The organism is Flavobacterium sp., from assembly GCF_044371705.1.
Taxonomy (GTDB): domain Bacteria; phylum Bacteroidota; class Bacteroidia; order Flavobacteriales; family Flavobacteriaceae; genus Flavobacterium.
In genome coordinates, this window is the sequence record NZ_JBILTE010000003.1 from 1 (window position 1) to 23718 (window position 23718).

24 protein-coding genes and 3 tRNA genes are annotated in these 23718 nt (G+C 33.8%); 11 read left to right on the forward strand and 16 right to left on the reverse strand.

Annotated elements, in window-relative coordinates:
- Positions 1-2117 (forward strand): carbamoyl-phosphate synthase large subunit (gene carB, locus ACIQ2S_RS00435; protein ID WP_396172056.1); only part of this gene is annotated, 2117 nt, incomplete at its 5' end.
- A gap of 26 nt (positions 2118-2143) precedes the next feature.
- Here the strand turns inward: carB and ACIQ2S_RS00440 are convergent.
- A complete protein-coding gene (locus ACIQ2S_RS00440; protein WP_396172058.1) occupies positions 2144-2683 on the reverse strand; it encodes a YceI family protein in 540 nt (179 codons plus the stop codon).
- 11 nt (positions 2684-2694) lie between these two features.
- Complete coding sequence (locus tag ACIQ2S_RS00445; protein WP_396172060.1) at positions 2695-3057, reverse strand: hypothetical protein; 363 nt, start codon at positions 3055-3057, stop codon at positions 2695-2697.
- A 72-nt stretch (positions 3058-3129) separates the two neighbouring features.
- Here ACIQ2S_RS00445 and ACIQ2S_RS00450 point away from each other — a divergent pair, with 72 nt between their 5' ends.
- The 4 genes from ACIQ2S_RS00450 (at position 3130) to ACIQ2S_RS00465 (ending at position 5800) form a co-directional block, all read left to right on the forward strand.
- On the forward strand, positions 3130-3531 hold the full coding sequence (locus ACIQ2S_RS00450; RefSeq protein ID WP_396172062.1) for a hypothetical protein: 402 nt from the start codon (positions 3130-3132) through the stop codon (positions 3529-3531).
- 6 nt (positions 3532-3537) lie between these two features.
- Positions 3538-4053 carry an ankyrin repeat domain-containing protein gene (locus tag ACIQ2S_RS00455; protein WP_396172064.1) on the forward strand — a complete coding sequence of 172 codons (516 nt, stop codon included), beginning with the start codon at positions 3538-3540 and terminating at the stop codon, positions 4051-4053.
- 5 nt (positions 4054-4058) lie between these two features.
- The gene (locus ACIQ2S_RS00460) at positions 4059-4850 is read left to right on the forward strand and encodes a T9SS type A sorting domain-containing protein (RefSeq protein ID WP_396172066.1); all 792 of its coding nucleotides are present in this window, start codon (positions 4059-4061) and stop codon (positions 4848-4850) included.
- Positions 4851-4918: 68 nt separating this feature from the next.
- A complete protein-coding gene (locus ACIQ2S_RS00465; protein ID WP_396172068.1) occupies positions 4919-5800 on the forward strand; it encodes a DUF5777 family beta-barrel protein in 882 nt (293 codons plus the stop codon).
- Positions 5801-5838: 38 nt separating this feature from the next.
- Here the strand turns inward: ACIQ2S_RS00465 and ACIQ2S_RS00470 are convergent, their stop codons facing one another.
- The 9 genes from ACIQ2S_RS00470 to ACIQ2S_RS00510 form a co-directional block, all read right to left on the reverse strand.
- Positions 5839-7992, reverse strand: coding sequence for a DUF3857 domain-containing protein (locus ACIQ2S_RS00470; RefSeq protein WP_396172072.1), 2154 nt, complete (start codon positions 7990-7992; stop codon positions 5839-5841).
- A 3-nt stretch (positions 7993-7995) separates the two neighbouring features.
- Complete coding sequence (locus tag ACIQ2S_RS00475) at positions 7996-9915, reverse strand: transglutaminase family protein (RefSeq protein WP_396172075.1); 1920 nt, start codon at positions 9913-9915, stop codon at positions 7996-7998.
- A gap of 116 nt (positions 9916-10031) precedes the next feature.
- Entirely contained in the window at positions 10032-10475 is a 444-nt protein-coding gene (locus ACIQ2S_RS00480; protein ID WP_396172077.1) for a sterol desaturase family protein, read from the reverse strand.
- A 17-nt stretch (positions 10476-10492) separates the two neighbouring features.
- Positions 10493-11332: a phytoene/squalene synthase family protein gene (locus tag ACIQ2S_RS00485; protein WP_396172080.1), complete on the reverse strand. Its 840-nt coding sequence runs from the start codon at positions 11330-11332 to the stop codon at positions 10493-10495.
- 17 nt (positions 11333-11349) lie between these two features.
- Positions 11350-12813 (reverse strand): phytoene desaturase family protein, encoded by a 1464-nt coding sequence (locus tag ACIQ2S_RS00490; protein WP_396172082.1) that lies wholly within the window; start codon positions 12811-12813, stop codon positions 11350-11352.
- Positions 12814-12838: 25 nt separating this feature from the next.
- Complete coding sequence (locus ACIQ2S_RS00495; protein ID WP_396172084.1) at positions 12839-13735, reverse strand: MerR family transcriptional regulator; 897 nt, start codon at positions 13733-13735, stop codon at positions 12839-12841.
- A 263-nt stretch (positions 13736-13998) separates the two neighbouring features.
- A tRNA-Leu gene (locus ACIQ2S_RS00500) sits at positions 13999-14080 on the reverse strand.
- Between the two features lie 46 nt (positions 14081-14126).
- A tRNA-Lys gene (locus ACIQ2S_RS00505) sits at positions 14127-14199 on the reverse strand.
- Between the two features lie 23 nt (positions 14200-14222).
- Positions 14223-14295 (reverse strand) — tRNA-Lys (locus tag ACIQ2S_RS00510).
- 125 nt (positions 14296-14420) lie between these two features.
- Between ACIQ2S_RS00510 and ACIQ2S_RS00515 the strand changes: the two genes are divergently transcribed.
- Positions 14421-14942 (forward strand): shikimate kinase, encoded by a 522-nt coding sequence (locus tag ACIQ2S_RS00515; RefSeq protein WP_396172087.1) that lies wholly within the window; start codon positions 14421-14423, stop codon positions 14940-14942.
- Here ACIQ2S_RS00515 and ACIQ2S_RS00520 read toward each other — a convergent pair.
- Genes ACIQ2S_RS00520 through ACIQ2S_RS00530 form a run of 3 tightly spaced genes read right to left on the reverse strand, consistent with a single transcriptional unit; the run spans position 14934 to position 16390 of the window.
- Positions 14934-15431, reverse strand: coding sequence for a phosphoribosyltransferase family protein (locus ACIQ2S_RS00520; protein WP_396172090.1), 498 nt, complete (start codon positions 15429-15431; stop codon positions 14934-14936). The genes ACIQ2S_RS00515 and ACIQ2S_RS00520 overlap by 9 nt on opposite strands.
- A 4-nt stretch (positions 15432-15435) precedes the next feature.
- Positions 15436-16017 carry a methyltransferase domain-containing protein gene (locus ACIQ2S_RS00525; RefSeq protein ID WP_396172092.1) on the reverse strand — a complete coding sequence of 194 codons (582 nt, stop codon included), beginning with the start codon at positions 16015-16017 and terminating at the stop codon, positions 15436-15438.
- Entirely contained in the window at positions 16004-16390 is a 387-nt protein-coding gene (locus ACIQ2S_RS00530) for an RNA-binding S4 domain-containing protein (protein WP_396172094.1), read from the reverse strand. Before ACIQ2S_RS00530 ends, ACIQ2S_RS00525 begins: the two co-directional genes overlap by 14 nt.
- 80 nt (positions 16391-16470) lie before the next feature.
- Between ACIQ2S_RS00530 and ACIQ2S_RS00535 the strand changes: the two genes are divergently transcribed.
- Entirely contained in the window at positions 16471-17418 is a 948-nt protein-coding gene (locus ACIQ2S_RS00535) for an FKBP-type peptidyl-prolyl cis-trans isomerase (RefSeq protein WP_396172096.1), read from the forward strand.
- A 56-nt stretch (positions 17419-17474) separates the two neighbouring features.
- Here the strand turns inward: ACIQ2S_RS00535 and ACIQ2S_RS00540 are convergent, their stop codons facing one another.
- Both ACIQ2S_RS00540 and ACIQ2S_RS00545 read right to left on the reverse strand, forming a co-directional pair.
- A complete protein-coding gene (locus ACIQ2S_RS00540) occupies positions 17475-18428 on the reverse strand; it encodes a transketolase family protein (RefSeq protein ID WP_396172098.1) in 954 nt (317 codons plus the stop codon).
- A gap of 41 nt (positions 18429-18469) precedes the next feature.
- Positions 18470-19318: a transketolase gene (locus ACIQ2S_RS00545; RefSeq protein WP_396172101.1), complete on the reverse strand. Its 849-nt coding sequence runs from the start codon at positions 19316-19318 to the stop codon at positions 18470-18472.
- Between the two features lie 190 nt (positions 19319-19508).
- On the opposite strand from ACIQ2S_RS00545, the gene tgt reads away from it, so the two are divergent.
- The 4 genes from tgt to ACIQ2S_RS00565 all read left to right on the forward strand — a co-directional run bounded on the left by tgt (position 19509) and on the right by ACIQ2S_RS00565 (position 23715).
- Positions 19509-20639 (forward strand): tRNA guanosine(34) transglycosylase Tgt, encoded by a 1131-nt coding sequence (gene tgt / locus ACIQ2S_RS00550; RefSeq protein WP_396172103.1) that lies wholly within the window; start codon positions 19509-19511, stop codon positions 20637-20639.
- Positions 20640-20654: 15 nt separating this feature from the next.
- Positions 20655-21734: an LptF/LptG family permease gene (locus ACIQ2S_RS00555; RefSeq protein ID WP_396172104.1), complete on the forward strand. Its 1080-nt coding sequence runs from the start codon at positions 20655-20657 to the stop codon at positions 21732-21734.
- Positions 21721-22638, forward strand: a complete 918-nt coding sequence (locus ACIQ2S_RS00560; RefSeq protein ID WP_396172105.1) for a DMT family transporter — start codon at positions 21721-21723, stop codon at positions 22636-22638. Before ACIQ2S_RS00555 ends, ACIQ2S_RS00560 begins: the two co-directional genes overlap by 14 nt.
- A gap of 123 nt (positions 22639-22761) precedes the next feature.
- Positions 22762-23715: an acetyl-CoA carboxylase carboxyltransferase subunit alpha gene (locus tag ACIQ2S_RS00565; protein ID WP_396172106.1), complete on the forward strand. Its 954-nt coding sequence runs from the start codon at positions 22762-22764 to the stop codon at positions 23713-23715.
- Positions 23716-23718 lie beyond the last annotated feature (3 nt).

Consider the following 23718-nt stretch of genomic DNA (forward strand, 5'->3'; position numbering starts at 1 on the left):
GAGATAGTATAACCGTTGCTCCGGCAATGACATTATCGGATTCTACCTTCCAGAAAATGCGTGATATGGCCATTTTGATGATGCGTAGCATTGGAAATTTTGCAGGCGGTTGTAATGTTCAGTTTGCCGTTTCCCCTGATGATAAGGAAGATATTGTGGCAATTGAAATCAACCCACGTGTTTCGCGTTCATCTGCATTAGCTTCCAAAGCAACGGGTTATCCAATTGCTAAAATAGCAACAAAGTTGGCACTTGGTTATCATTTAGATGAATTGAAAAATCAAATTACCAAATCAACCTCTGCTTTATTTGAACCAACTTTAGATTATGTCATTGTAAAAATTCCACGTTGGAACTTTGATAAATTTGAAGGAGCCGACCGTACTTTAGGTTTGCAAATGAAATCAGTGGGTGAGGTAATGGGCATTGGACGGTCGTTCCAAGAAGCTCTTCACAAAGCCACACAATCATTAGAAATCAAAAGAAATGGTTTAGGAGCTGATGGAAAAGGTTATAAAAACTACGAGCAAATAATTGAAAAATTAACATTTGCCAGTTGGGATAGAGTGTTTGTTATTTATGATGCCATTCAAATGGGAATACCGTTGAGCAGAATTCATGAGATTACAAAAATTGACATGTGGTTCTTGAAGCAATACGAAGAATTACATTTATTGGAAAAGGAAATTTCGAAATATAAAATTGATACGCTTCCCAAAGAATTTTTATTAGAAGCTAAACAAAAAGGTTTTGCCGACCGACAAATTGCTCACATGATGGGTTGCTTGGAAAGTCAAGTGTATAAAAAGAGGGAAGAATTAGCAATCAATAGAGTTTATAAATTGGTTGATACTTGTGCGGCAGAATTTAAAGCAAAAACTCCTTATTATTATTCAACTTTTGAAGCTGCGATTGAAACCGCAGACGGTCAAGTGTATGTGGATAACGAAAGTGTTGTAACCGATAAGAAAAAAGTTATTGTTTTGGGATCAGGTCCAAACCGAATTGGTCAAGGAATTGAGTTTGATTATTCTTGTGTTCACGGGGTTTTAGCAGCAAAAGAATGTGGCTATGAAACCATCATGATTAACTGTAATCCGGAAACTGTTTCAACCGATTTTGATACTGCAGACAAATTATATTTTGAACCCGTATTCTGGGAACATATTTACGACATCATTCGACATGAAAAGCCGGAAGGAGTAATAGTTCAGTTGGGCGGACAAACCGCTTTAAAATTAGCCGAAAAATTAGACCGGTACGGAATTAAAATTTTAGGAACCAGTTTTGATGCATTGGATTTAGCTGAAGATAGAGGACGTTTTTCTGAATTACTACAAGAGTTAAAAATTCCATTCCCTCAATTTGGTGTAGCAGAAAATGCAGATCAAGCTTCTGCTTTAGCGGATATATTAGATTTCCCATTGTTGGTAAGGCCTTCCTACGTTTTAGGAGGTCAAGGGATGAAAATCGTTATCAATAAGCAAGAATTAGAGGAACATGTGATTGACTTATTGAAAAGCATTCCGGGAAATAAATTATTGTTAGACCATTATTTGGATGGTGCGATTGAAGCAGAAGCGGATGCTATTTGTGATGGTGAAAATGTGTATATCATAGGAATTATGGAGCATATTGAACCTTGTGGAGTGCATTCGGGCGATAGTAATGCAACATTGCCACCATTTAATTTAGGCGAATTTGTCATGCAACAAATTAAGGATCACACACATAAAATTGCTTTGGCTCTTAAAACGGTAGGTTTAATTAATATTCAGTTTGCCATTAAAGATGATACGGTTTATATTATTGAAGCAAATCCGAGAGCTTCCAGAACAGTTCCTTTTATTGCAAAAGCTTATGGCGAACCCTATGTGAATTATGCGACGAAAGTAATGCTAGGCGAAAACAAAGTCACGGATTTTACTTTTAATCCGCAGTTGAAGGGATATGCCATCAAGCAACCTGTGTTTTCTTTCAGTAAATTTCATGGAGTGAATAAAAAACTTGGACCGGAGATGAAATCAACCGGTGAAAGTATTTTGTTTATTGAAGATTTGAAGGATGATCAATTTTACGAATTGTATTCCAGACGTAAAATGTACTTAAGCAAATAAGTAAAAAAGTCCCAATCGGGACTTTTTTATTTTAGAAGAAAATGGAGTGAAACGTTCACTTTTTTGGAGACCTTTTTACTCACCACACTTGGAATTTCAATAGCATAATCATCGCAATTCAATACAAAATTAGATTTAATTTCAATGCCACTATCTACTTTTTTAATTGCAGCGTTAATTGAAATTTCTTTTGATTTCCCATGGAGTTCCAAAGTTCCTTTAATTGTAAAGGATTTACCTGTTTTATCAATTGTAGAAAGATCAAAGTTTTCAATTTTACCTTTAAAAGTTGCTTTTGGGTATTTGTCACTTTCTACATAACTTTCATTATAATGCTCTTCCATTAAAGCAATTTTGAAACGGAAACCTTTTTGTAAGGCCAAAGCAGCAATTTCTCCCGTTTTGGTGTTTAAAACACACGATACACTTTCGTTCTTGGCTTTTACTTCTTCAAAAGAAGGAACAGAAGCTTCAAAAACCATTTGCCCCGTTTTGGTTATCATTTTATCTTGGGCAACCATTGATCCCACTGATAAAATAAAAAATAAGAGTATATATTTTTTCATAAGTTCAATTATTAAAGTGGAAAGTCTTCATTTTGCCACTCGATGATTTGATTAATTTGGGTTTGCGGTAACTTAGCTCCACCAAGAGGCATAAATCCTGACTGACCTTCAATTCGTGAAATTCGGTCAATTAATCCCCGGTTTAAAACTGCATCTTTTACCGTTTCATAGGTATGTAATGACATGGGTGCACCATTCGATGGTGCAGCTCCATGGCAATTGTTACATTTTTGATCCATGATTGATTTAATAGTTTCGGTGTAAGTAACTAATTCATTATCAGGTATGTTTAGTAAATCCGAATCACTATCGTTTGTACAACCTGCTATAATTAAAAATAGCAAGGTAAGTACACTTGTTTTTATTTGTTTCATAGCTTTTATTTATTCAAAATTAGAAATAAATACAAAACAAATGTTATTTTTTTATAAATTTGTAAGAGTGTTATGAAAAAGAATAGAAATAAAATACTTTTGCTTTTCGCATTAAGTGCAGCTATTATTGGTGGCATACTGTTTTTTTATGTCTATAAAGGGCATCGTGATATTAGTTCTGAAGAAGCAAGTTTTACAATTTCTGTAGACGAACTCCACAAACAATTTCAAACAAACGATAGTTTAGCCAATGCATCGTATGCAGATCAAACCATTTTAGTTTCTGGTTTGGTAACATCTTTTGATCCGGACAAAAAGGCCTTAATTGTAGATGAGAAATTATTCTTAACCTTTAATTCAAATGAGGTGCTGAATTTACAATCCAATCAAACAGTAAAAATTAAGGGAAGATTTGTAGGATATGATGATTTAATGGAGGAGTTAAAAATGGATCAATGTCAGTTGATTGAATAGCAGTATATGAAGCAAATTATTTTAGCTTGGTTTTTTTTAGTACAGCTAAACATAGGTTTTTCGCAAGAATCTATTTTTACAATTGCACGTTCCGGAAATGTTGAGCAAGTAAAAGAATTGATGAAAGCACAACCTAATTGTATCAATCAAAAAAATGCAGATGGTTATACACCATTAATTTTAGCTTGTTATCGTTCTAATAATGAAGTGGCAGTTTTTTTTATTCAAAATGGTGCTTTAATTAATGAAAACAGTCCAATGGGCACTGCTTTAATGGCTGCCGTTGTTAAAGGGAATGTTGAAATTACTAAATTATTGATTAGTAAAAATGCAGATGTTAATAGTGCAGATGCTAATGGTACCACAGCATTGATCTATGCCGTTCAATTTAAAAACAAAGCAATCTTAAGTTTATTAATTAAAAGCAACGCAGATAAAACACATAAAGATAACGATGGGAAAACTGCTTTTGAACATGCTGTTTTTGCCGGAGACGAAGATATTATTAACTTGTTAAAATAAAAACTATGAAAAAAATTACTTTGATTTTAACCGCTTTTGTAAGCATTGTTGCATTTGCACAGCAGAAGTCCACCGGAACCATTTCTCTAAGTAACAGTGTTCCTATGACTGCTAATTTTACATTGAATAATGCAACCTCGCAAGTTACTTTGATTCTAACAGGTCCATCCGATCGATGGTTTGGCTTAGGAATAGGCATTACGGCAGGTTTCGGAATGGATTCAGGAGATTGCGTTGTTTTTACAACTACTACTACGCCAAATTTGACCGACAGAAATTTTGTAGGGGGTGTTAACCCGCCGCAAGATGCCACGCAAAATTGGACTATTGTTTCAAATACAGTTACTGGTACAGTACGAACCTTAACTCTAACAAGAGCTTTAACAACAGGCGATTCAAATGACTTTCCACTCCCTTATGCAACAACTAATTCTCTCAGTTTTGGGGGTGTAAGAGCAAGTAGTGCTACGATGTCTGTTAGTTCTCATGGAGGAAGTGCAAGTGCTGGTTATGCCGTTAATATTCCATTGGTAACGCTTGGTGTTGAAGATTTTACTTTAAATGCAACAAAAATTTACCCAAATCCTTCCAAAGGAATTTTCACTATAGAATCTAAAACTACTTTAGATAAAATTAATGTGTATTCGCAAACTGGGGTTTTAGTAAAAACTATTGAAGTTGCTAATAATTCTTTAGGGAATTTTGAAGTGAATTTACAAGGTTTTCAAACTGGGGTTTATTTGTTAGAACTTCAAAATAGCACTGAAAAAACTTGGAAGAAAATTTTAATTGACTAAAAATAGAAATTAATTAAAAACTATTACTTTGAATCCTACAAAGTAATAGTTTTTTATTTGTAGATGTTATGAAAAAAGTTCTCTTTTTTATTTTGGTTCCTTTTTTTGTTTGGTCGCAGGAAGAGGAAGACTTGTTAAGTCAAATAGACACTGTTGATGCCAATACAAACGTTCAATCAGCATTTAAAGCTTTGAAGCTTGTGAATTTTGAGTCAACAAAGCTTGCAGCTAAAGGCGACTTTTATTTAATGATTGCTCATCGATTCGGCTATGTAGATAATGGTTTTGAAGACTTTTTTGGTATCGATAATGCCAACACACAAATTAAGTTTTTATATGGCGTCAATGAGTGGATGACGCTTCATGTAGCTCGCAGTGGTTTTCAAAAAACGTATGAAATTGGTGGTAAGTTTAGTTTGAAACCACAAGAAAAAGATGGTTTTCCATTTGCAATTGTCGGTTTTACAAGTGCTGCAGTAAATACAGAGTTTAAAGAAAGTGATTATCCGAATATTACTTTTGAAAATAGACTTAATTATGTTGCACAAGCTTTGATTTCAAGAAAGTTTTCAGAAAAATTGTCATTGCTGGTAGCACCTACTTTTTTTCATGAAAATACTATCAGAGACACTTATAATCAAGAAGGAGAACTCATACTGCCCAATCCTCAAGATAATAGTCAGTATGCTATCGGCCTTGGAGGCAGATATAAATTTGCTAAAAGATGGTCAGTGAATGTAGATTACGCAGCTCATTTAAATAGAGCCAATGAATCTATTTATAAAAACCCGCTGGCTATTGGCTTTGATCTTGAAACGGGTGGACACGTTTTTCAAATGCTTTTCACCAATGCCCAAGCAATTAATGAAGCAGGATTTTTAGGTCAAACTACCGGCGATTGGACCAAAGGAGAAATCGCATTTGGGTTTAATTTATACAGAGTATTTTAAATAAAAAAACTCAACTGTTGAAGTTGAGTTTTTTTTGATTAAATCTTTTTCAGTAAGATTTTTTCTTGTGAAAATTGATAAGCATCATCTAAAAAGTCAATCATTTTTGGCCAATTACTATTAGGTTCATAATAATTGTTGTAGAATTTACTTGTTTTAATACTGATTGTGTTTCCGTTTTGTATAGCTGTGCTAATAAAACCACCCGTTGAATTTTCTACTTTTTTATTGAATTTCTCCAATCCGGAAACAGTATAACCCTCAGGAATTGTAAATTGGATTTCGTTTTCAATTGTTCTTGGGTATCCCATATATATATTATCTACTCGGTCTTTTTCTTTTTTTGTTAATTCAATTTGAGAGGTTAAGAACTTACCCAATTCAATCATTAAATTGCGACCTGCTTTTTTAATATAATGGTCTTTTATAGTAAAGGACTCTTCGAATTTTAGTGGTTCTCTGCTTCCAAATCTTCCCGAATTTTTTATATCGATTACATAATTTTCTACTTCCAGTTCAAATTCTGAATTCACGGATGAAGTAAAACTTTCTTTTTGATTTTCCTTTGTCTTTGCTATTAAAGCATCCAATTCTTTTTGATATTGGTCTCTCTTATTTTTGTTTTTAACCAAGTCCATCAACTTTTCAGTCTTGTACTTTGTATAGTCCTCGTAGATATAATCAAAGAAATACAATTTGCTAGACTGCTCATCTTCTTTGTAATGACCGAATAAACTATTTTCACGGGTTATTTTGAAATGATTTAAATCTTCGCTAAGAGTTATTTTTGAAATACTTTTAGAAACATTATCCTCTTTAGATGTAACAGGTAGTTTGATAGTTGCGGCATCAATAATTTTTTTACCTTTTGAAACTTCAAGCAAATAGGCATTAGTATTTTCTAATTGGAAATTAAATTGATCAGCACTCGTAAAAGGTGTAAAAAATTGAAGGAATTGTGGTTTTGTTGTGTTTACACGCAATAAGATACTTACATTTTCTCTCAATAATAAATCGGCAATTTCACCATTATACCGGTTGGTTCCTATAATTATGTCATACTCAATTTTTTCTTTTTTCAAGAAAGCCATGAAATGATTGATGAATTGTTCTTCGTTTTGAAAAAACACTGGATTTTTATATAAATCAAAAGGGTAGAAGATATTTGCTTCTTTTACCACAAATGCTTCAACATAACGGGTGAAGTAAAAATGGCGGGTGAAATAATACACTTCTCTGATTTTTTCTTCAACACTTGTAAATTGCTTCCCTTCCAAAAAATCATAAATGTCACCTAAATCTCCAGTAGGTTTAAATTTAGGGTTGTAATAGTTGAAGATATCTTCTTTTGATACTTTTGACTTAATATCTTTTGTTGATTCAGGTAAAAAGGCTGCCGCCCGAGATTGGTATCCTGCGGTTCTAGCAAAAAACACTTGGAATTTATAACAAGGTAATTCTAAGAGTGGGTAATACCATCTTGGGAATTCATTTTTCGTGATGTCTTTTGCAATAATTTGGTATTTTCGCTCACCGCCTTTGTCGGCTTTCACTTCTTTTAATTCGGGAGCTCCATTGTACGTGCTGAAATTTACATAAAAATCGTTCTCTGTTTGAAAAGTCAGATTAAAATCCATAATTGGATATTCGTCTCCAAGTGTTCTTTCTATTGGGTCAAATCCCATTTCTGTAGGCGATTTAAATGGTTCAACCGAGTGAAAATAAAAATCAATGATATCTCCAATTTCAAGATTTGGAATGGCAATTTTTTTCTCTTTATCAGAAGTTACTGCTTCACTTTTTACATCGATGATTTTTTCATCCCCGTTGGGCTTTACAATTTTAATTCCCAATGTGTTTGTTCCTTGTTTTAACGTATAACCTTTATTGGAAAAAAAACGTTCAGTAAAAGTGAACTCAGAATACTCTTTGACAGATGCTTCATCCAGTAACTTAATTCGCATTCGTTTGCCAAAAGTGTAATTTATATTGACTCCGAATTTATGAAAATCAAAATATTCAAATTTATAAATAACAACTGCCGATTCATTTTTCCATTTATCCGGAATTTCAGTTTTTTTTGAATAAGGGTCATTGTTTCCCCAAAAAAAAGCGGCAATTTTTTCGTTTTCTTTGTTTTGTGCCGAGAGTTGAAGTGCAGCGATTAGCAGAACCAGAAGTAGTTTCTTCATGAATTAGGATTTTGTTAAAGTGATGGATGAGTTGTAGAATTCTAACAATTTTTTATGTGCTACTGCCCAAGACTCCAATTGGTTTTTTCTTAAAAGAGCATTTTTGAATTTAAATGATTTTTTATAAACAATTGTATTGCCTTTCACTGTGAAATTTGCATCAATTGTATAATCTTCTTCATCAATTTTTAGATTGTCCGGCTTTTTTTCGATTTTAAAGCCTTCTGGGATTACAATTGCTATTTCAGTTTCATAAAGTGTTTTATAATCAAATTCATAATCAGTTTTTCGGTCTTTAAAGGTTAGACCTTTGTATTCGTTCATGAATTCAAAATTAATATACATTTCGTCATCAAACATACTCACACGATTGGACGAATCTAACATATAATCAATTGTAAGCTTTTGATCTCTGCTTTTTAAATCGGAAGTTTTAATTGCTGAAATGTGATTGTTTTTGTCACTTCTAGAAAGAAATCCTTCCAACGCTTCCGCTTTTTTGCTACTTTCAAAACTATTGTAAATATTTTGAAATTGTGAACGACTTTCGCCTGTAAAACTTCTGTGGCAAGCACCGGTAAGTTTCTCTCCTACAACTTTCAAATTTGCTGTAAAGGTTTCTTTGTTTTCGAGAGCTGGGCTAGCTGGAACTGTTTTAATTATGTAGTTTTCACCATCTTCTATCATTACCTCTTTATTTTGAATTCGTTCGGCATATTCTCCAAAGGAGTTAAATTTTTCGGTACCATCAAGAAATATTGCTTTATCTTGATAAAAAACGGTACAAATCATGTGATTATCAACCGAAAGAGAAGCGATAGAGTAATCATACGCAATATGTTTGGTTCCAATCCATGTGAGTCGGGCATCAAAACCTGCTAGTAACAACATTTGTTTGATTAAATTGGCCATTCCTTTACAATCGCCATAACGTTTATTAAAAACATTTTGTGAGTCATCCGGTTTAAATCCTGCAATTCCGTCCTCAAAAGCAATGTATCGTATGTTATCTTGTACCCAATAATAAATATTCTTTATTTTTTCTTCGTCAGTTTTTGCCGTAGCCATTAAATCTTTTACTTTTTCCTTTAGTTGTTCGGGGTCGTCTTTCATATCATCAACCAACGATTTGTACCATTTGTATAAATCTGCTGTTGAATTAAAAAGATTTGTTTTCTTTCCTTCAAATTCGTACGATTTTGCTAAAACTAAAATATGTGGATACAAATAGGTCCTTCCGGGACTATTTTCTTCAGTAAACACAGGGTCAACATCGTTGAATTCATACTTATAAACAGTCATTTTTGTTTTAGCATCAACTGTTTTACTTTTTATTATAGTATGACCTTCAAAGTTCATTTCTTTTAATTCAAGATCCAGCCATTCGGGCACTGAAATCATGATTTTCTTAGCTATAACAGGGAATTCATCATTAAAATAAATAGAAGTGAAATATTTTACATCCTCAAATTTTTTATCTAAAGTATAATTATAGGAGTACCCTTGTACAGGAAAGTCTATTTTCATGTGTTTTACGCGAGCATCGTTGTAAAATAGGTCACGATCATTATAAAACTCATCAGTTACTCTAAAATAGGTTGCTTTGTCATTTCTATACTTTAATGCAAATATTTCGATATTTGATGTACTATCGTAAAATTCATATTTATAAATATCAGCTCTTTGGTTGATATTCATTAATACTTCATTCACAGATAAATTTACCGTTACATTTGAAGTTGATTTATTAAACCCAAATACAATATTTTCGTTGCTTTCTAAAATTGCAACATCTGATTTATCATATTTTGAACGAATTGTTTTGGCAAGTTCAATATCGGTAGCTGTTGGATCAATATTTTTCTGACTCCAACAATTAGAAGTTAAGATTAAAAAAAACAGAGTTGTGGTAGCAAATTTCATACATTCTTTTTTGCGAATTAACTGAAAAAATAAAGTATACGCAAAGAAAATCTGCTTAAATATCTAGAAAATATATTTTTATAATAATAGACGCATTTAACTAACTTCTTATCCGCTTATCTTTTAAAGTATTTAAAAGGAACTAGTAGCATTCCAAAACATTCACCGTCGCCTTTCCCGACATGTTTATGGTGCATTTTATGAGCTCTTCGCAAGGCACGAGCATAAATGTTATTAGCGTTTCTAAACAACTTAAAGCGTTGATGAATAAAGATGTCATGTACAAAGAAATACGTTAGTCCATAAGCAAAAATACCTAAGCCAATAGCTAATCCTAAATCAAGAATACCATTTTGCCAAAGTAAAAAGAACGAGATGCTCACCACAGCGTAAGAAATAAAAAAAGTATCATTGCGTTCAAACCAGGAATCATGGTCTTTCTTATGATGATCTTTATGTAAACTCCATAAAAAACCATGCATTATGTATTTATGGGTGAACCATGCCATAAATTCCATCGTAAAAAAGGTGAGAAAAAAAACAATTATCTGAATCCACATAATCTATTAATTTTAATCTATATAATATTTAAACGATAATTTAAATAACATTTGGCCAAGAGTCCGACTTTTTCATAATCGGGCACCCTTATTCGGGTGTTTTTTATTTCGAGTGAAGGTGTTTTTTTTAGCTTCGACAGTAATTTTTTATAATAAACATAGGCAGTATAAACGCCAAATTTTGCCTCCAACGGCAGTTTCTGAATTCCTTCAAAACCTGCAGCAAAATCAGCTTCAATTTCTTCAATAATCAACTGTTTAGAGACTTCGTCAAGTTCATTCAGATTGGTATTGGGAAAATAAGTCCGACTCAAATCTTCATAATCAGCTTTTAAATCTCGCAAAAAATTTACTTTTTGAAAGGCTGATCCCAGTCGCATAGCACTTTGTTTTAGCTCTTCATAACGACTTAAGTCACCATTTACAAATACTTTTAAACACATGAGTCCAACCACATCAGCTGATCCATAGATATATTCTTGATATTCTTCATGCGTTTGATAAACTGATTTTGACAAATCGAGTTTCATACTTTTCATAAAAGCATCAATTAACTCTTTCGGAATATTATATTTACAAACTGTAGATTGAAATGAGTTCAATATTGGATTTAAACTAATTTTATTTTTCAAAGAGTTATCTAAATCCAGTTCAAATAGATTGAAAAGTTCTTCTTTGTTATAATCGTGAAAGGTGTCCACAATTTCATCAGCAAATCGAACAAAACCATAGATGTTGTAAATGTCTTGTCGAATGGAGGGAGCCAGCATCTGTACAGCAGATGAAAAAGAAGTACTGTAGGATTTTGTAACATTCCTACTACAATCAAAAGATACTTGGTCAAAAATGGATTTCATACGGTATTCTAAATAACTTAATTTGTATGTTTTTTAATGAGTTCAGAAACTAATTTCCCGGAAATTAACGAAGGCGGTACACCTGGGCCCGGAACCGTTAATTGGCCAGTAAAGTACAAGTTATCCATCTTTTTACTCTTCAATTTAGGTCTTAAAAAAGCCGTCTGCAATAAGGTATTAGCCATTCCATATGCATTGCCTTTATAAGAATTATAATCCTTAATAAAATCATTCAAACAAAAAGATTCCTTAAAGATAATATTATTTTTCACATTTTGATGTGTTAGTTTTTCAAAACGAGTAATAATTATGTTAAAATATTTTTCACGCAATTCTTCAGTATCTTCAATACCTGGTGCAAGGGGAATTAAAAATATTCCGGCCTCTTTGCCTGCCGGGGCAGCAGATTCATCTGTTTTGGATGGAAAACTGGCATAAAATAATGGTTCTTCAGGCCAAGAGGGTTTATCGTAAATTGCCTCAGCATGTTTGTCAAAAGATACATCAAAAAAAAGTGTGTGGTGTTCGACATTTTCTAATTTTCTGTCAAATCCTACATAAAAAAGTAAGGATGATGGTGCAAAAGTTTTCTTTGACCAATAGGATTCTGAATAAACGCGATCATTTTTATCAAGTAACGTTTCAGTGTGGTGATAATCTGCACCGCTTAAAACAACATCAGCAAGGATGTCATTTCCGTTCACTTGTATACCAACAGCTTGTTTATTTTTGACTATAATTTTACTTACATTCGCATTGGTTTCAAAAGTTACTCCCAACTCTTTTGCTAAAGATTCCATTGCCAATATTACGCTGTACATCCCATTTTTAGGATGCCAAGTTCCCAATCCAAAATCCGCAAAATTCATAAAACTGTAAAAAGAAGGCGTGTCAGAAGGTTTCGCACCTAAGAACAATACGGGAAATTCAAGAATTTGTATTAGTTTGTCATTTTTAAAACGGTTTCTTACCTCACGACTAATGTTTGAAAAAAACTGTCCAACTTTTTTGGCTGTCTCGATTGTCACCAACTCAAAAGGAGAAACACCCGGTCTGTAAACTAAATCTTTGATTGCTATATCATAGTTGCTTTTTGCTTCGGCCATGAATTTTTCTAAAACGTTGCCACTACCTTTTTCTATCGATTCAAAAGTTTGTATTATTTCCGGCAAATTGTCAGCAATTGTTACAAATTCAGCTTCACCAAAGTACACTTGATAGGCGGGAGATAATTTAATCAGCTCGTAATAATCGGATGGTTTTTTATCAAAATCAGCAAAAAAGCGTTCAAATACGTCGGGCATCCAATACCAGGTTGGACCAATATCAAATGTAAAACCGTCTTTTTTCAATTGCCGGGCTCTTCCGCCAATTGTCTTATTTTTTTCATAAACCGTTACATGGTTGCCTTCTTTTGATAAATAGCAAGCAGCTGCTAACGCAGAAAAACCTGAGCCAATTATGGCAATATTTTTGTTCATTTTGATTTGGTAAAAGTTGTAGCGTTTATAAGTTGTTTGCTAATTCATTAATAGAATTAAACACCTTAACATTAGGGTGTTTTTCTTGTTTGATAAATTCTGTAATTCTTCCAATCGCCCACATTTCTGAATTTTCACCTTCAATTATTTCCTGTTGTAGTTCCTTTAAATAATTATTCACATTTTCCTTCAATGGTTCAACCGTCATGTAACATACATAAACGACACTGTCGAAATAGCGTTTGATATCCTTTAAGCTGCTTATAGGTACACTTTCACCTAAATATATTGTTTTATAGCCATTCAAAATAATTTCATAATTTAAGTACATCAAACCTAACTCATGAATTTCATTTTCAGGAAGGTAGAGTACAAATATTTTGTCTGTTTTAGTAGGTTCAAGAATTTGTACTTTTTCAGTATTAATCAATAGTTTTTGCTTAATCAAATAACTGATAAAATGCTCGTGTGCAGGAGAAATTGTATCAGATTGCCACAGCAAACCAATTTCGTTCATTAAAGGAATAAATATTTCGTAGAATACTTCTCGAAATGACTTTTCGGATAATAGATTATTGAAGGTATTGAAAAAAAGTGTTTGGTCAAAATTAATCATTGCCATTTTAAAAGAATTAATAGCATGATGTTTAACACTTTTTTCATTGATTATCTCTCGCACCATTACAGAAATTTTATCTATTGGCAATTTGGAAATTTTAGAAATTTTGTATCCGTGATTGTGTAACAGCGTTATATTCAGTAATTTTTGAAGACCAGCTAAATCATAAAAGCGTATGTTTGTATCAGTACGCATAGGCTCTAAAACATTGTACCGTTTTTCCCAAATACGTATTGTATGTGCCTTTATACCTGAAAGATTTTCAAGATCTTTGATGCTAAAGACATTTTTTACATTGTTCATGTTTTGTTTTAATTTGTTAAACAAAAATACTAAAAGTTTTAGTTCCACATCCTTTTTTAAGATTTATTTACGAAAAACTTTTTAGTGCGATAAATTAACGAGGAAGTACAGTTGTTTTTCCTATATGCTGCAGTGGTTTTAAAAAAAAATTGAACTTAAAAATTTCCTGAAGCAGCATTTTTTCTGTAAAATTCATACTGCCTTCAAATGAAAAAAAACACTCAAGTAAACTTGGTGTTTTTTTTGTTTGCATCATTCATTTGTGACCACGATGGGATTCGAACCCATACGCCTTGCAGCACCACCCCCTCAAGATGGCGAGTCTACCAATTTCTCCACGTGGCCTTTTGGTAAAAAAGTAAAGACGTTGCATGCAACGTCTTTACTTTTGTGACCCGACTGGGGCTCGAACCCAGGACCCCAACATTAAAAGTGTTGTGCTCTACCAACTGAGCTATCGAGTCGTAGCATTAATTTCAAAAAAAAGTGACCCGACTGGGGCTCGAACCCAGGACCCCAACATTAAAAGTGTTGTGCTCTACCAACTGAGCTATCGAGTCAAATTCAATTTCTTGAATGCGGGTGCAAATATACGTTCTTATTATTTATTTTTCAAAGCAAAATTGTCTTAAATTTACCTTTTTTAATTAATCTTTGGTAACCTCTTAATATATAAGGTTTTATTGTGAATCAAAAAATAATTTTACTCGGATACATGGGTTCTGGCAAGTCTACAATCGCTAAAAAACTGGCAGAAATTATCCACTTAAATGCTCTTGATTTGGATGAAATTATCGAAAAAAGTCAAAAAAAAACAATTGCTGAACTTTTTTCAGAGGAAGGAGAAGTGCATTTTCGAAGATTAGAGCACCATACATTTGTTGAACTACTAAATGATTCAACTTCATTTATTTTAAGTCTAGGAGGAGGAACACCCTGCTACGCAAACAATCATTTATTGTTGCAGCAGGAAGATGTAATTTCGATTTATTTGAAAACGTCGATAGAGGAATTGTATAATCGTTTGATTCATGAAACGCAAAAGCGACCTTTGTTGAATTCAAAAAATCCTGATGATTTAAAAGAGTTTATCGCAAAGCATCTTTTTGAGCGTAGTTACTTTTATAATTACGCAAAATATACTATTTCAACAGATGGAAAATCGGTAGATGAAATAGTGTTAGAAATACAAAAATTTTTAGTTTAAATACGCGTAATTATTGTCCTTTTCAAAAACAACATGCACATGTTCTTTAAGCGATGTAGAAAGAGAAATTCCTTTAAAATCAGCTTTAACAGGGTATTTTTTGTGATTCCTGTCAACCAAAACAGCTGTTTTAAATTTTTTAAGTGGGATATTTAAAAAGTGTTTAACACCATACACTAAAGTGGTTCCTGAGTTCAAAACATCATCTACCAAAATCAATCCTTTATTTTCAATCGATTCTAGCGGCAAAGTGGTTGAAACCGCCGCAAAAGGATTTTCTTTGTCCATTGAAACTTCGCAAAGCGTTACTTTTATATCTGAAATAGTTTCAATATAAAGAGCTAATTTTTCAGCAAAGACAAACCCATTTTTAGAAATTCCGGCCAAAACAATTTCTTTTTCCTCTACAAAGGTTTCATAAATCTGATAGGCTATCCGTCTGATTTTATGTTCAATTTCCTGATGGTTCAGAATGATGTTTTGTGTCATGGTGTTATTTTTTCTCAAAGATAAAAAAGAGTTCGTTATTTTGTCTAGGTCTAATTGAATTATAAGCTGTTTCTAAAGTTTTTAGTGTGAAATGATTGCTAAATAGTCGTTCATATTCAGTTTTACTACCGCCAAATGGTGGACCTACTTCTGTTAAAGGAAACTGGAAAAATAGACCAACAAGTTTGCCTTTATCACCTAAAAGTGAATGCATTTTTTCGACATATTTTTCTCTTAACTCAGGTTCTAGAGCACAAAAGAACGTTTGTTCGATAATTAAATCATAGGAATCTTCAATTTCAAAAAAGTCGCCATGAATTAAATAGTTTGAATCAAGTGACGGAATTCTTTTTTGAATGTTTTCCAAAGGTTTCTTAACAAAATCTGCAATATAAACAGCAGTAAACCCTAACTTGTTTAAATATTCTAGCTCATGGCCATTTCCGCCGCCAGGTAATAAAATTTTACAATTTTTATCCGAAAGTTGATCAATATATTCTTTTAAAGGAGTGGTGATTTCACCCACGTCCCATCCGGTTTCGTTTTGATGGTATCTATTTTCCCAGTAATCTTTAGTTAGTTTCATCTTCTTTGGTGTCAGAAGTATATCCTTCTATATCTCTGCGGTCTTTTTTAGTTGGTCTGCCTTCTCCGGTTTTTCTGTAGTGTTCTTTGGATAATTTTAGAAGTTCTAAATGTGCAAATGCTTCATCAGGAGTAGTGTCTTTTCTGTAAATGTCTACTAATTTGGCACCTACGCGATTTTCAGGGATGTCTAAAACTGAAATTTGATAGGTGATTTGGTCTTTTCTGAAAGTAATTTTATCCGAAGGAAATACCTCACGGGAAGCTTTTGCAACCTGACCGTTGACAGTAATGTGATTTTTTTTGCAGGCTTCGGTAACCATGTTCCTCGTTTTGTAATACCGCACACACCATAAATATTTATCCACTCTCATATTTCTTCTGAAAACTAAGTTAATTATTTGCACAAAAATAAATCAAAATTGTATCTTGCGGCACAAAATATATCATAATAATGAAGCTTTTAAAATACATTTTACCTATTGTTACTTTATTTCTTGTTGTAGCTTGTCAAGACGATGATGATGCAACAGTAGAGCCTCCTAGGGATTTTACTGAACAATACAAAGCAGATACCCTTGCAATTAATACTTATCTCAGGGAACATTATATAACTGTAACAAACGCTGCTGGATATACAACTGATATGGATGTGGTTATCTCTAAGATTACCAATCCAGAAACACAAACATCAATTTGGGATATGCCTAATAGGCAGACTCGTATGGTAAAGGTAGCATCGCAAAATGATTTAGAATACGAAGTACATTATTTAAATTTGCGTCAAGGTATTCCTACCAATCCAAAACCATGTAATTTTGACAGTGTTTTTGTTTCTTACAGAGGAACTTTGTTAAACGGCAGTCAATTTGACTATGTTCAGGTGCCTTCTGTAATGTTTAGATTGGAAACTTTGATTAGAGGTTGGGGTGAAATTATTCCTCAGTTTAATACCGGCAGTTATACTGATGCAGGAGATGGAACTACCATTTTTGAAGATTTTGGTGCCGGAGTAATGTTTTTACCATCAGGTTTAGGCTATTATAATGTATCTCAAGTTGGTATACCGGCCTATTCGCCCATAGTTTTTAGTTTTAAATTGTATGAGATAGAGCGTTTAGATCAGGATAATGATGGCATTCCTACTTATTTAGAAGATGTTCCAAATGATTTGGGTATCAAAGATGGTTATATTACCATAGATGATGACACAGACGGCGATGGAGTACCGGATTTTAGAGATATCGACGACGATGGCGATCAGATTTTAACGAAAAATGAATTGAAAATTCCAAATACAGATCCTATACAGTATTACACTTATGAAAATGCTCCCGATTGTAGCGGCAACACTACAAACCCAAATCGAATACGAAAGTATTTGGATCCGAATTGCAACTAACTAAAAAATCCCTTGAAAATTTTCTTCAAGGGATTTTTTTATCATGAAATCAAGAGTTATTTTCTCTTGATTACTTTTTCAACCTTTTCAACTATCGCTTGGTTGTTCAATTTGTATTTCTCCATCAATTGATCTGGGGTTCCTGATTCACCAAAACTATCTTGAACAGCTACAAATTCTTGCGGAATTGGATTGTTTAATGCCAATACTCTTGAAATACTTTCTCCCAAACCACCTAAAATATTGTGTTCTTCAGCAGTCACAACACAACCTGTTTTAGCGACTGATTTTAAAATTGCTTCTTCGTCTAATGGTTTAATCGTGTGGATATTGATTACTTCAGCATAAATACCTTTTTCAGCTAATTTTTCAGCTGCAACTAAAGCTTCCCAAACCAAATGTCCGGTAGCAACAATCGTTACATCCGTTCCTTCTTGAAGCAAAATAGCTTTACCAATCACAAATGGTTCATCAGCCGGCATAAAATTAGGCACCACGGGACGACCAAAACGCAAATAGGCCGGACCGTGATGGTCTGCAAGAGCTAAGGTAGCGGCTTTTGTTTGGTTGTAATCACAAGTATTGATTACCGTCATTCCCGGTAACATTTTCATTAATCCGATGTCTTCTAATATTTGGTGTGTGGCTCCGTCTTCACCTAATGTTAAACCAGCATGTGAAGCACAAATTTTTACGTTTTTGTCAGAATACGCAACTGATTGACGAATCTGATCATAGACTCTTCCGGTAGAAAAGTTAGCAAACGTACCTGTAAAAGGAATTTTTCCACCAATGGTTAATCCGGCAGCAATTCCTATCATATTGGCTTCTGCAATTCCAATTTGGAAAAAACGTTCCGGATGATTTTTTTTGAAGTCGTCAAACTTTAACGAACCAATCAAATCGGCACAAAGAGCCACAACGTTTTCATTTTTTTGTCCTAGTTCGGTCATTCCTGCTCCAAAACCTGAACGGGTATCTTTACTTCCTGTATTTGTATATTTTTTCATTTTATGCTGAATTTATTTCAGTAACTTAAGATTTGTAAATTTTAATAGTCACCTAACGTTGATACATTTTGAGCCAAACCTTTTTCTAATTGCTCATCGTTTGGAGCTTTTCCGTGCCAAGCGTGTGTATGCATCATATAATCTACGCCGTTACCCATTTCGGTATGCAATAAAACGCAAACCGGTTTTCCTTTTCCGGTTCTTGCTTTCGCTTCGGTCATTCCTGAAATAATTGCTTCGAGGTTGTTTCCTTCTGTAATTTCCAAAACATCCCAGTCAAAAGCTTCAAATTTAGCTTTCAAACTTCCCATCGCTAAAACTTCGTCTGTAGAACCATCAATCTGTTTACCATTTAAGTCTACAGTTGCAATTAAGTTGTCTACTTTTTTAGCAGAAGCGTACATAATCGCTTCCCAGTTTTGACCTTCTTGTAATTCACCATCACCGGTTAAAACATAAACGATGTGTTGGTCATTATTCAATTTTTTAGCTTGAGCCGCACCAATAGAAACAGATAAGCCTTGTCCTAATGAACCTGCTGCCATTCGAACACCAGGTAAACCATCATGAGTAGTTGGATGTCCCTGCAAACGCGTATTTATTTTTCTGAAAGTAGCCAATTCTGCTACCGGAAAATAACCACTTCTAGCTAAAACACTATAAAAAACAGGTGAAATGTGACCGTTGGAAAGGAAAAATAAATCTTCGCCAATTCCGTCCATTTCAAAGGTATCTTCGCGATTCATAAGGTTTTGGTACATGGCTACAAAAAATTCTGTACATCCCAATGATCCTCCGGGGTGTCCTGAGTTTACTGCATGAACCATTCGAAGAATGTCTCGTCTGACTTGCGTTACTAAGTCGTTTAGTTGTTGTGTGTTAGGTTTCATTATTCATCTTAAAGTTAAACTTCGGCAAAGGTAATTCAATTATTATATTTTCTTTAAGTGGGGTTTTATATTTTTAGTAAAGTTTTAAAGAAAATTTGTTAGTAAGTCAATATTATAAAAGATAAATAATTCCTAAATCTGAATTGATAAATTCTAATTCTTTTATCTTTGCCCACTGTAAAATGTACCTATGAAATTCGATTTACTTTCGAAAGACCCAAATTCTCAAGCCCGTGCGGGTTCAATAACCACAGATCACGGCGTTATTGAAACACCGATTTTTATGCCGGTTGGAACGGTTGCTTCTGTTAAAGGAGTGCATCAACGCGAATTGAGAGAGGACATTAATCCGGATATTATTCTTGGCAATACGTACCACTTATACTTGCGTCCGCAAACAGATATTCTTGAAAAGGCGGGCGGGTTGCATAAATTTATGAATTGGGATCGAAATATTTTGACCGATAGTGGTGGTTATCAAGTGTATTCACTGTCGTCCAATCGAAAAATTAAAGAAGAAGGAGTAAAGTTTAAAAGTCATATTGACGGTTCGTATCATTTTTTTTCACCGGAAAGTGTCATGGAAATTCAGCGAACCATTGGTGCAGATATTATCATGGCTTTTGATGAATGTACGCCTTACCCTTGTGACTATAGATATGCCAAACGTTCCATGCACATGACGCACCGTTGGTTGGACCGCTGCATCAATCATTTAGAAAATCTTCCTTTTAAATATGGTTACGAACAAGCTTTTTTTCCAATTGTTCAAGGAAGTACTTATAAAGATTTACGTCAGGAATCAGCAGAATATATTGCCAATGCAGGTGCTGTTGGAAATGCAATTGGCGGATTATCGGTTGGTGAACCTGCGGAAGAAATGTATGCCATGACCGAAGTGGTGACTGCTATTTTACCTCAAGATAAGCCACGTTATTTAATGGGAGTGGGAACGCCAATCAACATTTTGGAAAATATTGCTTTGGGAATCGATATGTTTGATTGTGTCATGCCTACACGAAATGCCAGAAACGGTATGTTGTTTACGGCTAACGGCACCATTAATATTAAAAATAAAAAATGGGAAGATGATTTTTCTCCCATTGACGAAATGGGAATTACTTTTGTTGACACGGAATATACAAAAGCCTACCTGCGTCATTTGTTTGCAGCCAACGAATATTTAGGAAAGCAAATTGCAACCATTCATAATCTTGGTTTTTATATGTGGTTGGTTCGCGAAGCAAGAAAACATATTATTGCAGGTGATTTCAGAGTTTGGAAAGACCAAATGGTCAAACAAATGAGTCAACGATTATAATCTATCTATAAAAGCATGCTAACCATTATCGATAAATACCTGTTGAAAAGATATATTGCCACTTTTGTGGTGATGTTAGTTCTTTTTATACCTATTGGTATTGTTATCGATGTTGCAGAGAAGATTAATAAGATATTGGCAAGCGATGTGCCGTTTAAAGCAGTAGCTATTTATTATTTAGACTTTACGGTCTATTTTGCAAATTTATTATTTCCAATTTTTTTGTTTTTGTCGGTTATTTGGTTTACCTCTAAGTTGGCAAATAATACCGAAATTATTGCGATTTTAAGTTCCGGAATTTCATTCACACGTTTTTTAAGACCGTATTTAATTGGGGCAACGCTGGTTTCTGTATTTGCATTAATCATGGGATTCTTTTTGGTACCAAAAGCAAGTAAAGGTTTTAACGATTTTAGGTATACTTACTTAAAGAATAATGCTGAAATTAAAGAAACCTCAAATGTTTTCAGACAAATTGGCGATGATGAATTTATCTATGTCAGTAATTTTCAAAGTACTGCTAAAATTGCCTATAATTTTGTTTTAGAGAAATTTGACAAGGAAAAATTAGTCTACAAAATAACTGCGGGCCGTTTGAAATACAATGAAAAAGATAGCACGTATACCATGTATAATTATAATAAAAGAACAGTCGGTGAATTCAACGATATTATAGAAACGCAAGTAAAAAAAGATACGGTCTTTAATTTTGATTTGGAAGATTTAACGCCCGTCATTTACATTGCAGAAACGCTGACATTACCTGAATTGAATAAATTTATTGATAAGGAGCAAGCCCGAGGTAACGGCAATATAAACACGTATTTGGTTGTTCTATATAAAAAATACAGTCTTCCGGTTACTGCTTTCATTTTGACCCTCATTGCAGTTTCAGTTTCATCGATGAAACGTCGGGGCGGAATGGGAGTAAACCTTGCCATCGGAATTGTATTGGCTTTCGTGTATGTGTTTTTCGATAAAATATTTGCAACACTGGCAGAAAAATCAAGTATTCCGCCGTTAGTTGCTGTTTGGTTACCTAATGTTGTTTTTGGTATTTTAGCTCTTTATTTGTTACGAAATGCTAAACGATAGTATCAAGAGTTACCTGCATCTTCATTTGATTGTATTTATTTGGGGATTTACTGCGATTTTAGGGGAATTAATTTCGTTAGATGCCTTGCCATTGGTTTGGTTCCGAATGCTGATGGCGGTTGGTTTTATAGTGCTGTTTTTCCTTTATAAAAAGCAATCGTTGGCAATTTCAAAACGTCTATTCTTGTTATTCCTTTTTTTGGGATTGGTGATTGCTTTACATTGGCTGACTTTTTTCAAAGCGATAAAAGTTTCTAATGTTTCGGTGACTTTAGCATGTCTGTCAACAGGTGCTTTTTTTACTTCCTTTTTGGAACCTATTTTTTATAAGCGACGGGTTGTTTGGTATGAAGTACTCTTCGGTTTAGTAGTTGTTTTCGGACTTTACATTATTTTTAATTTTGAAGGTGATTACTATTTGGGGATCATTTTAGCTCTAACTTCCGCCTTTTTGTCTGCACTTTTTTCTGTGTTAAACGGAAGATTGGCACAGAAATACGACTCTACAGTTATTTCCTTTTATGAACTTTCAGGCGGTGTTTTGTGTTTTTCAATCTATTTATTGTTTACCGGCAGTTTTACACCTGAGTTCTTTGTTTTAAAACCTACCGATTGGTTGTACCTGATTATACTGAGTTCGGTTTGTACTGCTTACGCTTTTATTGCCTCGGTAAAAGTGATGCGTTATTTGAGTCCGTACACCGTTATGTTAACTATAAATTTGGAACCTGTTTACGGTATTATTTTAGCCCTTCTAATTTTTAAAGAGAAAGAACAAATGAGTACCGGTTTTTATATGGGTGCAATCATTATCGTTGTAACAGTTATTTTGAATGGAATTATCAAATACTATTTAAAAAGAAAGAATGTTGGCACGGCTGTAAAATCAATTACTGAAGTGTAGATTTCAGTTTTGAAAGAATTGTATTTCAAGGCCAAAAATTAGTTGATAACATTAAATTTTACTTTTCTTAACAAGATAAAATTCTATCTTTGCTATTCAAACTAAACTAAAATCAATTAGAGTATGGAATATTTAGATTTTGAGCTTCCAATTAAAGAATTGGAAGATCAATTGGATAAATGCCAAATTATTGGTGAAGAATCTAATGTTGATGTCACAGCTACTTGCAAGCAAATCGAGAAAAAACTAGCAGAAACAAAGCAGAAAATATATAAAAATTTATCCGCTTGGCAACGAGTTCAATTATCTCGTCATCCAAGTCGACCCTACACCATGGACCACGTTCGTGCCTTGTGCGGCGATACATTCCTAGAATTATTTGGCGATAGAAACTTCAAAGATGACAAAGCAATGATTGGCGGATTGGGTAAAATTGGAGGACAATCGTTTATGATTGTTGGTCAGCAAAAAGGATTTAACACCAAAACACGTCAGTTCCGTAATTTTGGTATGGCAAATCCGGAAGGTTACCGCAAAGCTCTTCGTTTGATGAAAATGGCTGAGAAATTCGGAATTCCTGTTGTAACATTGATTGATACTCCCGGTGCTTATCCAGGTTTAGAAGCGGAAGAACGCGGGCAAGGAGAAGCTATCGCTCGCAATATTTTTGAAATGATTCGTTTGAAAACCCCAATTATCACTGTTATAGTTGGCGAAGGAGCTTCAGGCGGTGCGTTGGGAATTGGAGTTGGTGACCGTGTTTATATGTTGGAAAATACGTGGTACTCGGTAATCTCTCCTGAATCATGTTCCTCCATTTTATGGAGAAGTTGGGAATTTAAAGAGCAAGCTGCCGAAGCTTTGAAGCTGACTTCCTACGACATGAAAAAACAGAAGTTAATCGATGAAATTGTTCCCGAACCACTGGGAGGAGCTCATTATGATAGAGAAACAACCTTTAAAACTGTCGAACAGTACATTCTTAAAGGTTATAAAGAATTAAAAGATTTATCAACAGCCGAGTTAGTCGCCCAAAGGATGGATAAATACAGTAAAATGGGAGAATTCAAGGAGTAATTC